13 protein-coding genes are annotated in these 14,790 nt (G+C 59.5%); 7 read left to right on the top strand and 6 right to left on the bottom strand.

All coding sequences use genetic code 11. The annotated features are described in order from the left end of the window. Position 1: 1 nt before the first annotated feature. Positions 2–1,318 carry an AAA family ATPase gene (locus PGC08_RS02615; RefSeq protein WP_271709465.1) on the bottom strand — a complete coding sequence of 439 codons (1,317 nt, stop codon included), beginning with the start codon at positions 1,316–1,318 and terminating at the stop codon, positions 2–4. 419 nt (positions 1,319–1,737) lie between these two features. After that, a complete protein-coding gene (locus PGC08_RS02620) occupies positions 1,738–2,064 on the bottom strand; it encodes a rhodanese-like domain-containing protein (protein ID WP_096167848.1) in 327 nt (108 codons plus the stop codon). A 227-nt stretch (positions 2,065–2,291) separates the two neighbouring features. On the opposite strand from PGC08_RS02620, the gene PGC08_RS19410 reads away from it, so the two are divergent. The 5 genes from PGC08_RS19410 to PGC08_RS02645 all read left to right on the top strand — a co-directional run bounded on the left by PGC08_RS19410 (position 2,292) and on the right by PGC08_RS02645 (position 6,435). Next, positions 2,292–3,083, top strand: a complete 792-nt coding sequence (locus PGC08_RS19410) for a pyridoxamine 5'-phosphate oxidase family protein (RefSeq protein WP_333937538.1) — start codon at positions 2,292–2,294, stop codon at positions 3,081–3,083. A gap of 56 nt (positions 3,084–3,139) precedes the next feature. Continuing rightward, entirely contained in the window at positions 3,140–3,430 is a 291-nt protein-coding gene (locus PGC08_RS02630; protein ID WP_271709466.1) for a DUF4287 domain-containing protein, read from the top strand. 75 nt (positions 3,431–3,505) lie between these two features. Then, positions 3,506–4,711, top strand: coding sequence for an FAD-dependent oxidoreductase (locus PGC08_RS02635; protein WP_271709467.1), 1,206 nt, complete (start codon positions 3,506–3,508; stop codon positions 4,709–4,711). Between the two features lie 76 nt (positions 4,712–4,787). After that, the gene (locus tag PGC08_RS02640) at positions 4,788–5,639 is read left to right on the top strand and encodes an ABC transporter permease (protein WP_333937539.1); all 852 of its coding nucleotides are present in this window, start codon (positions 4,788–4,790) and stop codon (positions 5,637–5,639) included. After that, positions 5,632–6,435 carry an ABC transporter ATP-binding protein gene (locus PGC08_RS02645; RefSeq protein ID WP_271709469.1) on the top strand — a complete coding sequence of 268 codons (804 nt, stop codon included), beginning with the start codon at positions 5,632–5,634 and terminating at the stop codon, positions 6,433–6,435. The genes PGC08_RS02640 and PGC08_RS02645 overlap by 8 nt, the downstream gene beginning before the upstream one ends. 58 nt (positions 6,436–6,493) lie before the next feature. Here PGC08_RS02645 and PGC08_RS02650 read toward each other — a convergent pair whose 3' ends face one another. Continuing rightward, complete coding sequence (locus tag PGC08_RS02650) at positions 6,494–6,844, bottom strand: hypothetical protein (protein ID WP_233429394.1); 351 nt, start codon at positions 6,842–6,844, stop codon at positions 6,494–6,496. Between PGC08_RS02650 and PGC08_RS02655 the strand changes: the two genes are divergently transcribed. After that, positions 6,845–7,435, top strand: coding sequence for a zinc-binding dehydrogenase (locus tag PGC08_RS02655; RefSeq protein WP_050773424.1), 591 nt, complete (start codon positions 6,845–6,847; stop codon positions 7,433–7,435). 247 nt (positions 7,436–7,682) lie between these two features. Here the strand turns inward: PGC08_RS02655 and PGC08_RS02660 are convergent, their stop codons facing one another. The 3 genes from PGC08_RS02660 to wecC form a co-directional block, all read right to left on the bottom strand. Then, positions 7,683–9,524, bottom strand: coding sequence for a DUF5635 domain-containing protein (locus PGC08_RS02660; protein WP_101583859.1), 1,842 nt, complete (start codon positions 9,522–9,524; stop codon positions 7,683–7,685). Between the two features lie 217 nt (positions 9,525–9,741). Beyond that, complete coding sequence (locus PGC08_RS02665; protein ID WP_271709470.1) at positions 9,742–11,739, bottom strand: acetoacetate--CoA ligase; 1,998 nt, start codon at positions 11,737–11,739, stop codon at positions 9,742–9,744. A gap of 195 nt (positions 11,740–11,934) precedes the next feature. Further along, complete coding sequence (wecC, locus tag PGC08_RS02670) at positions 11,935–13,194, bottom strand: UDP-N-acetyl-D-mannosamine dehydrogenase (RefSeq protein WP_271709471.1); 1,260 nt, start codon at positions 13,192–13,194, stop codon at positions 11,935–11,937. A gap of 386 nt (positions 13,195–13,580) precedes the next feature. On the opposite strand from wecC, the gene wecB reads away from it, so the two are divergent. Then, positions 13,581–14,687, top strand: coding sequence for a non-hydrolyzing UDP-N-acetylglucosamine 2-epimerase (wecB, locus tag PGC08_RS02675; RefSeq protein ID WP_271710034.1), 1,107 nt, complete (start codon positions 13,581–13,583; stop codon positions 14,685–14,687). Positions 14,688–14,790 lie beyond the last annotated feature (103 nt).

Here is a 14,790-nt window from a genome sequence, read left to right on the forward strand (position 1 = left end):
ATCAGCCTGCGTTCCGAGTCCGGGCCAATCCAGAACGGAATGGTTCTGTGACATTAACGTCGGGAATCGCACCAAACCGGCCAGCCAGATAACGCTTCTGTTCATTGTTTCCTTTGCGCGAGTCGAACTCGGCCAGCGAGAAAAGTTCGCTAGCCCCTTGCTCGTCCTTCTCGCAGAACCATACTTCCTCAGGTTCCAGTGTTCTCGTTGGTGAATTGGAGAGTAACGAGGTGTCGTGCGCAACGAAGATGAGCTGTGCGCCGAGGTGATTGATGTCCTCGTCTTTGAACATCTCGAGCAGCGAGGAAGTCAACCTTGGATGCAGGCTCGAATCCAGTTCGTCAACGACCAGCACACCACCTGTGCTCAATGCTTCGAGCGCGGGCAGTGCAGTTGCCATCCAGGTGATTGTGCCAGAACTCTGTGCGTTGAGAGGCAGTGAGACTTCGCCTCCATTGGGGCCGGTATGCGTGAAAACTAGCGAACGACCTAGGCTGGTAAGTAACTCCTCGGGTACTTCTGTTGCCGGGTCGTCTTCCATCGCCGCATACAGTGCTTCGACCTTTTTCACCAGATCCGCCGGTACCTCCCGCTCGTCGAGCCGGACAGAGGTAATGCCGAGATCTGCAGCTGATGCAACGCTATTGACAAGTTCTTGCCACTCGGAATCACCATCGGCTAAGCGGGCCATCACCCATTGCAATCGCGTGGTAGTTCCACGTTCGCCAACTTCGATGAATTGAATGCTCGGGAAGTGCACCAAGCCCCGTGCGATCGGTGCCAACATTGAGTGATCGTACTGAAGCGCCGTCCCCAAATATGTGGCCGTGCGTGTTGTGATTCGGCGGACTTCCTGAGAAGGGCCCTTCAATGTGGATCCCGTACTCAGGAGCAACTCCGAAGATTCGTCTTCTTGAACTCGCGTGAACAGATTTCGACCCGTTCCATGTGGGTAGCTCTTCAAAGACTCGTAGCTGATTCCCCATTGTTCAGCGGTCACTTCGTAGTCATAGCGAACGTCGTTCACTATAAAACTGAGAAAGTATTCTGTTGGGCCGGGCAGGTCTGTGCGTCGAAAATGCGGAAAATGAAGCAAAGCGCGAGGCCGCTGAACGGACTTGATCAACGTTTCCAACGCATCGAGCAATGTACTCTTGCCTGCTGCGTTCGGCCCGAAAATCGCTGCGCAACGTACTGTCGAATCAACCCAGGACTGACCGGGGCGCGGGATCCTCGTACGTAGCGTTTTGGACGTGAATTCAAGAGACGCATCGTCGGCGAAACTACGGAAATTTTTGACTCGGAATTCGAGTAGCATTCCTCAACTATAGGTTCATGTTGATCTAGAGGCAATATTTCGGAAAAAAGTTACAGGAAACGGGCGTAGATGCGGGTGTTCCAGTCGCAGTGGCCCACTGCTCTTTCTCACACCTTGTCGAACTGTCGACTGAATCGGCTAACGCCGTCTCTTGGCAGATGCCTCTTGCTCAGTAGCGCGGTGAAAATTTATCAAGGCTTCAAAGCGGTCTTTATGTTGTCCTGGCGACTGCAGCGTCAGCGGAGTCTCGGTCTCGAGCAACTCCAAGCTCTTCGCGTACACGGCGTCCCGGAATCCACACTGAATTGTCCGGACGGATCTATGGGGCTCAAGCGCCGCTTGAACTTCTGCGGAGCTGAAGCCGACCGCATCCATCGGATCATCTTTGCGTAGGATCTCGTCTCGGCCGTGCAGAGTCCTTACTTCACCCACGGCTCCTCGCCGTTTTCGGACACGATCGGCTTGCCGTGGTCGAGGTTCCAGGACCCCATGCCGCCGGCGACGTTATAGGCGTCGAAGCCGTTGTTGCTCAGCCAGGCGACTGCGCGGTGGGAGCGTCCGCCGGTGCGGCATATGACGTACATGTCGTCATCGAGGGGGAGATCGTCGAGTCGGGTGGGCAGTTCGCCCAGCGGCACGTGCAGTGCGCCCTCGATGTGCCCGGCCTCCCACTCGTCGTCCTCACGAACGTCGATGATGGCAGCGCCTTCGGGGATCTCTGTCACGGAGACTGATTCTTCATCCATGCTCACAGTCTAGGCATGAGCACATTCGCCGTGCATCCCGCGACCGTCGACAGCCTCGTAGAGCACAGCACCCAGTCCTATTGACACCGCGCGGCCACGTATCTGACCTGAGGTGAATCAGTGTCTGATGGTTGCCTGACAAACCTGGAAACTTCTCTACGCCCTCTTCTGTTGTCGGCGGCCCCGTGTGAGACTTGGGGCAAGAATCGTCTGTGAAGGGAATGTTGATGAGCAGCAGAGACATAAGCAACGAATCCACCGGCGAGAAGAAGGCACGCGATGCCGCGGCGAAGCTCGACGAGGCGACAGAGCCACTGGGCGGCACCTCCGAAGTCGATTCGCAAACGCAGGTCGGCTACACCGAAGAGAACGTCGAAGACCGTGCCCAGGATACGGCCGCTGACATCGGTGTGACCCTCCACCGCAACCCCGACGGCTCACATACGGCCGTTGATGAAAGCGCTGTGAAGGCTGCTGAGAGAGAATCCGATGCGAGCCCAGCAGCAACGGGCAACACGACAAATACAACAGGTGGGGCTGACACTGGGTCCCTCGAGCAGAAGGACGTCGTGAAGATCATCCGCGACAGCGGCTATGTGATGCTCACGACCGCCCTCGACGACGGCAAGCTGCTCGCCCATCCGATGGTGCCCCAAGAGGTCACCGACGACGGTGACGTGTGGTTCTTCATCGGTCTGCAGGGCGACCAAGCAACAGCACTGCTGCAGAATCAGCAGGTCAATATCGCCGTCTCCGAGGCGGGCAATTGGCTTTCTGTGGCCGGTCGGGTCGACTTCGTCGATGACCAGGCCAAGCTCGCTAAGCTGTGGAACAAGGAGGCTGCCAGCTGGTTCGAAGGTGGCCTGACCGACCCGGAGCTCGGTCTGATCAAGGTCACCGGAGAATCCGCACAGCACTGGGGTCTCAAGGGAGGCAAGGTCGCTGGCTTGGCTCAGATCGTCAAGGCCAAGGTCACAGGGCAGCGCACCGGTGGAGGCAGCAGCACCACCGAGCTCTGAGCCCAGGCCGCGTTGAGCACCGCAGCTGGGTACGTTCTTCGCCGAAGGGGACTGCAATGTCATTCCAGGCCTATCTCGACACCATTGAAGACAAGACCGGGCTCACCCCGCGCGAATTCATCGACATCGCCAAGGACCGCGGTTATGACGATGAGTCGGTGAAGCCGGGGGCGATTCTTGAGTGGCTCAAAACCGATTACGGGCTTGGGCGCGGTCACGGGATGGCCTTGGTCCATGTCATCAAGAAGGGACCCCAGATCGATGCCAAGCATGTCGGCACAGGCGGATCCCACAGTGACGCCTCAGACATGCTGTGGCTTGATGGCAAGGCGAGCAAGCCCGCATGATCACTCTCACCGACCAGACTTGATCAGCGTCCCATCTCACACCACACTTCGCAGCTTGCGGTCTAGCATGGAGACATGGCAAAGACGATCGTCATCATCGGTGCAGGGCTGGCCGGAACCACCGCCGCCCGGGAGCTCAGCGAACGCGGTCAGGCGGTCACACTCGTCGATCCGGCCGCGGGGGAGACCAGCGAACGGCCCCCACTGTCGAAGCACCTCTTCGACGACTCCAGGTACCACCTGCCCTTCCATCTCGAGGCAAGTGACCTCATCACCTTCGTCCGTGACAAGGCCACAGAGATCACCCTCGCCGAGGTGGCCGACCAGTCCCAGCAGGCCGGCACCGTTCACCTGGCGTCGGGGGAGACCCTGGACTTCACCCACTGCATTCTCGCCACAGGCATGGAGGCGAACCGACCGGAGATCCCCGGATACCCGGACGCCCTGCCCGTGTACAACCTGACCGAAGCTGAATGGATCCGAAAGTTCGTCGCCGAATCCGATGGACCATTGAACGTCGGAGTCCTCGGCTCCGGATACTTAGGCATGGAAGTGGCGACCTCGGCGGTCGCTGCCGGACATGAGGCCACCGTCTATCTGCGCGGTGATGAACCTCTGCGGAAACAGCTCTCAGCACACGTGCGCACGGCACTGTTTGAAAAGCACAAAGACGCCGGTGTGAAGTTCGTGGCCCACACCAGCAGCCCGGACGACATCCCGGCAGATACTCACAACCTGTTCGTCACCAGCGTCGGTGCTCGCCCGGCTCTGATTCCCATCGATGGCGTTCGACCCGCCGAGGCGTGGGAGGTGAATGAGAAATTGGCAACATCTCACGCCGGAGTCTGGGCTGCAGGTGATTGCGCACTCATCACTGACGGAGTCTTCGCTCTCGACCAGCCGTGGGCGTGTGAACCCGTGGCCGAGAGCCACGGCAAATACCTTGCCGAACTGCTCAGCTCCGACGACGGCGAGACCGGCGAACCCTGGTCAGATATCCCGTGGCACTGGAGTTTCCAGGGACCGGAAAAGGTCTTCACTGCTGGCCTGACCAGCCCCGATGCGACAGATACGCTCATCAGGCACGATCCCAGTGGCAAGAAATTCCAGGTCTTCCACTTCAACGGATCAGCCCCAGGTGCACGGCTCGTGGGAGTCGAGACGCTCAACTGGCCTCCTCTGCAGGCCGCGGCTCGTCGGGTACTAGCCGGTAATAACATTCCGACTCGTGCTCAGATCGAGGACCCTGACTTCGACCTCAAGGCTCACAGCCGACTGTGAGAATCGGCTACCCTCATCACGTAGACTTCCTGATGTTCGCCCCAGTCGCCGACGAGAGAAACTTCTGTACATGGATATGGCTAAGCTAGCTGATGAGCATGGGCTCGAAAGAGTCGGCGGGCGGCCGTCACTGCCCCAGTACATCAAGCAGCTGATCACTCGCAGCGACTTCACGTTCACTCTGGCCAAGTACAAGATGCAGAGTGAGAACGAACGCAACCGTCTCGGCATGCTCTGGGTGCTGCTGCGACCGGCATTCTCGGCACTCATCTACGGCACGGTTTTCGGCTTCATCATGCAGGGTGCCACAGCTCGCCCGCCGGACTTCGCTCCTTTCGTCATCATCGGCGTCTTCGTCCTGGAGTTCTTCAACACCTCGATGAACGGCGGTGCGAAGTCAATCATCTCGAACGCCTCTCTCGTCCAATCCTTGCCGTTCCCGCGCATCGTTCTGCCTATCGCCACGGTGTTTCAGAACCTGCTGAACTTCATCCCCACCTTCATCTTCATGGCACTCCTTGTCATGCTCTGGGGAGCGCGCCCCAGTTGGGACTGGTTCCTCTTCATCCCGCTGGTCATTCTGTTCTGGATCTTCAACCAAGGCGTAGCGTTTATCTTCGCGCGGGCCACTGTCCACTTCCGTGATCTCTCCCAGGTCACCCCCTTCATTTCGCGCATGATCTTCTACACCTCCGGTGTCTTCTTCGACCTCAAGGTCATGGTCGAAAAGATCAATCCCGCTCTGCAGCCCTACGCTGATTGGCAACCGCTGAACAATGTGCTGGCGATCGCTCGCGGAATCCTGATGAAGGACGGAGTCATTCCGTACGACTACTTCTGGCACCTTGCCATCTGGGCTTTCGGTATTTTCATCATCGGTTTCGTCTTCTTCTGGCAGGCCGAGGAAAGGTTCGGTCGCGATGAGTGAGACGGAAGAGACGGAAACGCACGATACCGGCAGCCTCCCTGAGGTCACGAAGAATAACCCGCCCGTTGTGGTCTGTGACGACGTTCACGTCCGCTACAAGACCATGGCGACAGGCAAGAAGCTCAAGCTCGGCAGCAAAGACGTGATGACGAAGCGGCGTGGTCTCCGAGAGGTTCATGCTCTCAAAGGCGTCAGCTTCGTCGCCCACAAAAACGAATCGATCGGCATCATCGGCAGCAACGGATCAGGTAAATCCACACTCATGCGTTCGATTACGGGTCTGACGCCCACCTCGGAGGGCGCGATCTACGCAGCCTCGAGGCCGAACCTCCTTGGTGTCGGCGCAGCGTTGATCCCCGACCTCTCCGGTGCGCGCAACATCGTTCTCGGCTCCCTGGCTCTCGGTCTGACCCGCGCCGAGGTGGAAGAGAAGTTCGACGATATCGTTGAGTTCACCGGACTGCGCGATTTCATCGATCTGCCGATGCGAACCTATTCCTCGGGTATGTCCCAGAGGCTGAAGTTCGCCATCGCGACCTCAGTCCAGCACGAGATCCTCATCGTCGACGAGGCTCTCAACGTCGGCGACAAGAAGTTCCGTGACCGATCCGAAGGGCGGATCCGCTCGATCCGCGAGAACGCCGGCACGGTCTTCCTCGTCTCCCACTCGATGCGCTCGATCAAAGACACGTGCAACCGCGCACTGTGGATCGAGCAGGGTGTCCTGCGCGCCGACGGGCCAGCTCTCGAGATCATCAGGGAATACCAGGCCTTCACGAAAGCGCAGAAGGACTGATCGCGAAAGCGACCAAAGGACTGCTGTCACGCGCGGTCACCTTGTGAGACGCGCTCGTTCATCGCCTGGCAAATAGGGCATCGCGCGCATCATCCAGGGCATTTCCGCCGGTGGAGAGTTCGGTTCGGTGAAGGCCAGCGAGGTCAACCACGTCGACCTCTTCGTCCGGTCCGGGGGCTTTCCCACTCCGGTGTCGTTCCCTTTCGTCATCGGCCGTGATCTCGTGGGTACCCTCGTCGCCATCGGGGAAACAGCCGAGAACTTCAGGTCGGGCGATCGAGTGTGATCCAACAGCCTCGGCTATGAGGGTCGCCAAGGCACGTTCGCCGAATTCGTCGTTGCACCGGTCGAACGGCTTTACCCTCTTCCCGAAGGCCTCGACCCTGCCGAGGCGGCCCCTGTCCTGCACGTGGCAGGAACCGCCTCTATCGGACTCGTCCGAGAGGCGGCGCTGCGACCGGGGGAGACTATCGTGGTCGGCTCAGCCAGTGGGGCAGTGGGCACAGCGATCGTCCGACTCGCGGCAGTCATGGGTGCCCGTGTCATCGCCGGTGCCTCAACCGGAGACGAACATTGGGTGAGCGACTGCGGAGCCGACCTTGTCATCGATAAGCATGCCCCTGACTACTACATGCAAGTCGAGCGGGCTGCCCCGCGCGGCGTCGACGTGTGGTGGGATGCCAGCGGCGACGATGACTTCGAAAAGTCAGTTCCCCTGCTCGCGCACGGTGCGCGGGTGATCGTGATGGCCGGAATGCAATCCTCGCCGAGGGTGCCTATCAACCAGCTCTACACCCGCGATGCCAGCGTGCTCGGGTTCGCGATCAGCAACGCCTCGGCCGCGGACCTCGCCGAGGCGGCGAAGGTGATCAACCAGATGCTGGCAACTGGGCGTCTGAAAGGTCGAGTGGGTGCGACGTTCCACCTCGCTGAGGCGGCCGACGCCCACCGCGCCCTCGAAGCCGGGGGAGTTTACGGCCGACTCCTCATCGTGCCGTGACGTTCGGCACTAGGCCAGTGTGACTACCCCGCAGAAACGAAGGGACCGACCCTGTACGTGAACGGGAACCCACTGAAGGCATATCGCGAGAGGTCCAATAGCCAAATGGAAAGTCTTTTGAGGTAGGGCGGTCTAGTTTTCCTTTACGACATCCCGTAAAGAAAAAGTAGACATCGTAGAATCGATTCGCTTCCAATTCGTGGCTCCGCCCGTTGAAAGGCAGGCTACGTAGCTCGGTCCATCCTGCTCATACTCTGCTGTCGGATTCACTGTACAGACCGTAGGCGTTGACTGGCTGGAGATAGTGAGCATTCCTGCCGGTAGCATCCCCGCGGACTAGGCGCCCATCCTGTACGAGTCGATCCAGCGCACCTCTCGCTCCGGCTAGTGTCAGTCCTGTCAATTTGGAGTAGTCGCCGGATGAAATTCGATCTTGAACCTCAAACCATTGGCTAACAACTTCGGAAGCTGCATCCCCTCCTGGAGTGATGAACCAGAGGACTCGCTGGCGTTGCAACATCTTGCGGTCGGCGGTCTGTCCTCCCACGATGCGGCGAGCTTCGTTCGAAAGTGTCCACACATTCTTCAGCGGAGATATCAGAGGCTGCCCATCAACTACACATCTGTGTGCAATCTCGAGGGCCTCTGCGGCTTCTTCGGTTGTACGTTGCAATATCTTAGACATGCGCTTCACCGTTGTGAACGGATTTCTCAACAGCGTGTGAACAATGAGCGCGATTTGGACGTCGCGTTGCCTGGCCGCTGGCTGAATCTTCGAAGTCAACCGAATGATCGGCAATAGTGGCTGTCCACCCGCGAGGCGAACTCGAACTCGAGGTCCAGGCTCTTCAACAAGCAGTGGTGGTCGGTGTCCGATAGTGACCATTTCTCGGTACATTCTGTCTACCCCGACTCCTTGCTTATCGACCAGGCCAAGTGCACGGGAGGCATCTGCCAGCGCGGGGTATCGACTGAACCGCTGGGTCAACACGTTGTCTGCTGAAATTCCGCCGACAAAACCCCCTGGAGATATGACCGTCAGTGACGCATCGGCTTCAATCCAGGTCGCCGTCGTTGGCTCCTGCAGATTCCAGTCGCGATGGACGACTCCGTTGAGGACTGCTTCTCGGGCAGACCGCGTCGGCAACTGCCTAAGCGCGCGTTCCGAAAATTCACCAGGGAGCGTAACCCTGTCGTTAGCGGCATCCAGAAGTGCTTCGACCCGCTCAATTTGTTCGAGGAGACTTAGGCCTTCGTAGGCTGAATCGGAGGCAAGGATATCTCCGCCTTCGACATCGAGTCGGGTCCACGTAAGCCACGCGCGCGGAGCAGGGCAGAAGAGAATCGCTCCCGCCTCGGTTAGGTAGCCGTCAACGCTGAGCACGCCAATCCGGCGTAACATGTCGGCGGGAGCAGCCGTAGCCAGGTCAGTCTGAGCGTCATCGGATCCGTCGCGCCTCGCCAAGTAATCCCGGGCGACTGCAACGGCCGCTGGCTTCACGCTATCTAGGGTGAATGCTGTGAGCCGAGCCATAGAGTCCCAACCGCTGCGATCTTGTCGACGGGCCCACCACTCACCGCGATCTACGGGGACGGAGGAATCGCCCACTCTCCAGCGGATTCGTCCGCCTGTATCGTCCACAGGCTCGCGTGCCTCGGCCACATAGATAACTAGCAGCCGAATTCCTTGCTCTATACGTTCTTCTATCTCGGGAGCGACTTCGACTCGTCTGTAAATCTGTTGACGTAACCATTCGATGTCTAGGTCTGTACCGAGAAGATCGCCAGAGCGGTCTTCAACTCCGATGATCAATGCTCCGCCACCAGGGGTGTTCGCCATGGAGGCAACTTCATTCGCGAGCTGATCAGCGGCTTTCGTGTTTTCCGGTGTACCAGGAAGTAGACGCCCGGCGGCACCTCGGCGTCCGGCTTCTTCTTTGAAATCCACTCGCTGCCGTTCGGCGCTGTCAGGCAAGGTACCGTTTCGCAACGAGTTGAGGCATTCATCCACCTCTTCGCGAGACCGTGCGCGGTCCCTCATCAGTTCTGTTCCTGGCTCAAACGAAAACTCATTCTGCGGTTGACTCATAACTTTTACTTTACACTACCCGCTAAAGAGAAAGTTTGTTGTAGAAGAGCCAGGAGCTTTCGCTTTACCAGCCGTGAAGCGGAGTGGTCTTAGTTCTCCCGGCGGTTTTAGATTCAGACCGGTCGACCACGCGATGAGAGCTGAATAAGCTCGAAGTCGATAAGCGGCGCCCCGGTTGTTCGTCGCTTATCGTTCACCCTTCACTGTAAGAGGTCTCTCACCCCTCGCTAGCTGCGCCGTCTTTACCAGCCGCAAACTGCGCGAAGTACTCCAGCGCCTCGAACGAGTCCACGGCGTCCGGGGTTGCCACCTTCTCCAGTGGATGCCCCTGGATGAGACGCTTGACCGGCACTTCGAGCTTCTTACCCGTCTTGGTGTGCGGGACGGCGGGCACGGCGATGATGTCATCGGGCACGTGTCGAGGTGAGGCCTTTTCCTTCAGATCCCGGGCGATCCGCTTCCGCAAGCTATCATCAAGCGAACCCCCCTCAGCCAACACCACGAACAACGGCATCCAGTACCCGCCGTCGGGCTGTTCGGCTCCGATGACCAGGGATTCGGCCACCTCGGGGATGCCATCGACGACGTCGTAGATGTCGGCGCTGCCCAGGCGCACGCCCTGCCGGTTGAGGGTGGCGTCCGAGCGGCCGGAGATGATGACGCTGCCGTGGTCGGTGATGGTGATCCAGTCGCCGTGGCGCCAGACTCCGGGGAACATCGAGAAGTACGTATCGCGGTAGCGCTCACCGTCCGGGTCGTTCCAGAACTTCACCGGCATCGACGGCATCGGGGCAGTGATGACCATCTCCCCGACCTCGCCAACCAAGGGCTGACCAGTATCGTCCCAGGACTCCAACGCCACACCGAGGATGGGCCGTGAGAGTTCCCCGGCCCAAATCGGACAGTTCGGTGCGGACCCGGCGAAGCCGCTGACGACGTCCGTGCCGCCGCTCGTCGAGGCCAGCTGCACGCGCTCGCCCACGGCATCGCGCACCCACGGGAAGCAGTGGGCGGGCACCGGGGCACCCGTGGCGCCGATCGTCCGCAGCGCGGAGAGGTCGAACTCCGTGCCCGGTTCAAGCCCGGCCTTCATCCCGGCCAGGAAGATCCCGGGACTGACCCCGAGCACATTCGCCTTCGTGTCCGCGGCGATCTCCCACAGCCGACCCGGCCCCGGATAGAGGGGACTGCCGTCGAAGCACACCGTGGTCGCACCGCCCACCAGCGCCGAGGCGACGAGGTTCCACATCATCCAGTTCGTATTCGTGTACCAGAAGAACCGGTCACCTGGCCGGATGTCGAGGTGGAGACCCAGCAGGCGCAGGTGATCGATGACGACCCCGCCGTGGCTGTGCACGATCCCCTTGGGAATCCCCGTCGTGCCCGAGGAGTACAGCACCCACAGCGGGGTATCGAAATCGACGCGCGCGAACTCGGGCTCAGCATCCCCGGAGGCGATATCGTCCCAGGTGGTGAGGTTCGTGATCTGCCCGTGTTCATCGATGAATTCCTCGCCGAGGTTGCCCACCCCGACCACGGCCCGCAGGCCCGGCATCCGGTTGGCCAGATCCGCGACCTGGTCGCGGCGGTCGAAAGCCTGCCCGTTCCACAGGTATCCGTCGGCGGCGAAGAGGACTTTCGGTTCGAGCTGGCCGAGTTTCGTCCCGGCACCTTCGGCCGCGTAGTCCTGGGCGCAGGCGGACCAGATGGCACCGAGCGAGGCGGAGGCGAGGAAGGCGATGAGAGTGTGGTGGGTGTTCGGGAGGTAGCCGACGACACGGTCGCCTTGTTCGACTCCTTGCTCGCGCAGCCAGGCGGCGACGGATCCGACCTGGCGGCGCAGTTCGCGCCAGGTGGTTTCGGTGCGCTCACCGGATTCTTTGATGGTGATGATCGCCGGTTCGTCGGCAAGTTTGTCGTCGAGGCCGGCTCGCAGTGCGTGTTCGGCGTAGTTGAGACGGGTGCCGGGGAACCAGGTGGCGCCGGGCATGGACCGGTCGGCGAGGACTTCGTTGTAGGGCTCGTCGGCGATGACGTCGAAGAAGTCCCAGACCGCACCCCAGAACCCGTCGAGGTCGCTGACCGACCAGTTCCACAGATCGTCATAGCCGGCCATGGTCTGGCCGGAGCGTTGGTTGGCGAAGTCGATGAAGTCGGCGATCTGCGGTCGCGGGGTCTGGTCAGGGTCGGGAAGCCAGATCGGTTCGGCGGTCAATTCTTCTCCTCAGCACAGCGGTGGGCGGTAGCTATAGCGGTCTCCACCAGCTGAAACGAAGCGGACTCGTTCTCCAGTGGGGCCGTTGAGTCCCACCTTACGCCGCTGACTCTGCTGCCTTTGTCGGCTGTCCATAACGCAACTGCGCCGCTGAGAATTCTCAGCGGCGCAGTCGATCGGTAAGCGGGTTCAGGTTCAGCCCCACACGCCACGGGTGTCGTGGACGATCTTCTGTGCGAGCAGCGAAGCATCCAAGTTGATGAACTCGTTGTGGTCGACGAGAAGGAGAACGATGTCGGCCTGTTCGATCGCGGTTTCGGTCTCGGTCAGTGTCACGTTATCGCGTGACTCCAGCTCGGCCGGAAGTTCGTCAATGTTCGGCTCGACGGCGAGGATCGTCGCCTCAGGAAGTTGATCAGCGAGACGATTGACGATCTGACGAGCTGGGCTCTCACGCAGGTCATCGATGTTCGGTTTGAACGCCAGTCCGAGCGTCGCGATCTTCACTTCGTTGATGCGTTTCGCCTGTGGGATGAGCTTGTCCAAGACGAATCCGGGCTTCGAGTCGTTGACATCGCGGGCGGTCTTGATGAGCGACGACTGTTCCGGAGCTGTTGCGACGATGAACCACGGGTCCACTGCGATGCAATGTCCGCCTACGCCAGGTCCGGGTTGCAGGATGTTGACGCGAGGATGGTGATTGGCCAGTTCGATGAGTTCCCAGACATTGATGTCGAGTCCGTCGGCGATCATCGACAGTTCATTGGCAAAGGCGATGTTCACGTCGCGGTAGGCGTTCTCGGTCAGCTTGGACAGCTCCGCCGTCCGAGCGTCGGTCATGAGGAACTCGCCCTCGCAGAACAGCTGGTAGAGGTCGCGGGCGCGCTCGCCGGCGTTGCCGTTGAGGGTGCCGACGATCCGATCGTTCGTGCGCAGTTCGATCATGATTCGGCCGGGTAAGACGCGCTCAGGGCAGTGTGCGAAGTAGACCGACTTCGCCGTGTTTTCTTCGAGAGTCAGATCCGGGCGCTGCGAGAGAATCGTTTCGGCCAGGAACTCGGTTGCTCCGGGAGGCGACGTCGATTCGAGGATGACAAGTTCATTGCCCTCGAGCAGGGGTGCGATCTGTTTGCCAGCAGTTTCGATGTAGGAAAGGTCGGGCTTGTGCCCATCCTTGAACGGCGTCGGCACGGCGACGATGTAATTGTCGGCGTGCGGAGTCTCGGTTGTAGCGCGCAGAAAGCCCTGGGAGACGACGCCAGCAACTGTCGTCGACATATCAGGCTCGACGAACGGGACTTCGCCCTGGTTGATGAGATCGACAGCCTTCTGGTTGATATCGACGCCGACGACGTTCGCTCCAGAGCTAGCCAGCACGGCTGCAGTGGGGAGTCCGATATAGCCGAGTCCGATGACGGCAACCGAAGGGCGATTACTCTCGGGAGTAGGGGTCATAGATCTTCTCTCTGGGTTCTAGCGTCGGTCGTGGACAGCGATGGACATCTGCAGCCCACGACCGGTGCTCTGCGTGACGCACAACAAATGAAATGTTATTGGATAATGTCGCGGCCACGAAACAGTGGGCGGTTCAAGCCGCTATTGGTGATGTGGCACACCTTGCGGGTCAAGGTTCGGTAAACTTACCGTGTATTTCTTCTCTTCAGGATAAGCCCACTGTTGAGATGTGATTGAATCTTGTAAAAAGTGAAGAATTGTTCGCGCACCTCGGCGGGTCTGGCCTTGAGTCAACGGTCGGCCCGCTTTCGTGCGTTGGGAATAGGTCTTCAAGTCACGAAGGAGTTGCATTGAGCGCTGGCAAGTCAGGTATCCCCCAGAAGGTCATGGTTGTCTACGGGACCAGACCGGAGGCGATCAAGGTGGCCCCGGTGATTAAGGCGCTTAATGCGGATCCGAATCTAGAACCGATCGTCGTCGTCACTGCTCAGCATCGTGAGATGCTCGACCAGGTCAATCAGGTCTTCGAAATCGAGCCCGACGTGGACCTCAATCTCATGGCGCACGGACAGACTCTCAATACCATCGCGGGCAGCGTCATCAGCAAGATCGACGAAGTACTTGCCGACCACGAACCAGATGCCGTTGTTGTCCAAGGCGATACGACGACGGTGATGGGTGCCGCGATCGCGGCTTTCAACCGTGAGATTCCAGTTGTCCATCTCGAGGCAGGATTGCGCAGTGGGGATATCAATTCACCGTTCCCCGAAGAGGCCAATCGGAAGATCGTTTCCCAGATCGCTCGCGTGCATCTGGCACCGACTATGGTCTCTCGGAGCAATCTGCTCGCGGACGGGGTTCCTGATGAGAATATCCACGTTATCGGCAATACGGTCATCGACGCTCTGCAGTGGGCCGTTGAGCGTCCGGTCGAGTTCAGCCTTCCTGAGCTTCAGACGTTGGAGTCTGATGAGCGCCGAGTTCTGCTGGTAACCACTCACCGCCGGGAGAACCTTGGCGATAACATGGTGAACATCGGCAGGGCTATGCGGCATCTGGCTACGGCCTATCCCGATCTGCTCATCGTCTGGCCCGCGCACAAGAACCCCAAGGTCCGCGCGTCGATCGCTCCTCAGATCGAAGACCTCGACAACGTGATCTCAATCGAGCCCGTTGAATACGGCGAGTTCTCGCACCTCATCAACGCCTCCGACATCGTGCTCACCGACTCGGGAGGAATCCAGGAAGAGGCACCCAGCCTGGGCAAGCCGGTTCTGGTTCTCCGAGAAAACACGGAACGCCCCGAAGCTGTGGATGCAGGGACGGTGAAGTTGATCGGTACTGCAACCGAGAAGATCATCTCCGAGGTTTCACGACTCCTCGATGACAAGAAGGCCTACCGGGACATGGCCAATGCTGTGAATCCCTACGGTGACGGCCATTCAGCTGGACGCAGCGTCGATATTCTCAACGAGCTTCTCGGCGACAACTGAACCTTCGGCCAGAAGCAGTAGTGTCCACGGCTGAAACCGAAGCTGTGAACATTGCTGTTGGCCAACAGCAGATCGTCGTCGACAGTTCACGTATGACCTGAGT

This window comes from Brevibacterium sp. BDJS002, assembly GCF_028201555.1.
In the GTDB taxonomy this organism is placed as follows: domain Bacteria; phylum Actinomycetota; class Actinomycetes; order Actinomycetales; family Brevibacteriaceae; genus Brevibacterium; species Brevibacterium aurantiacum.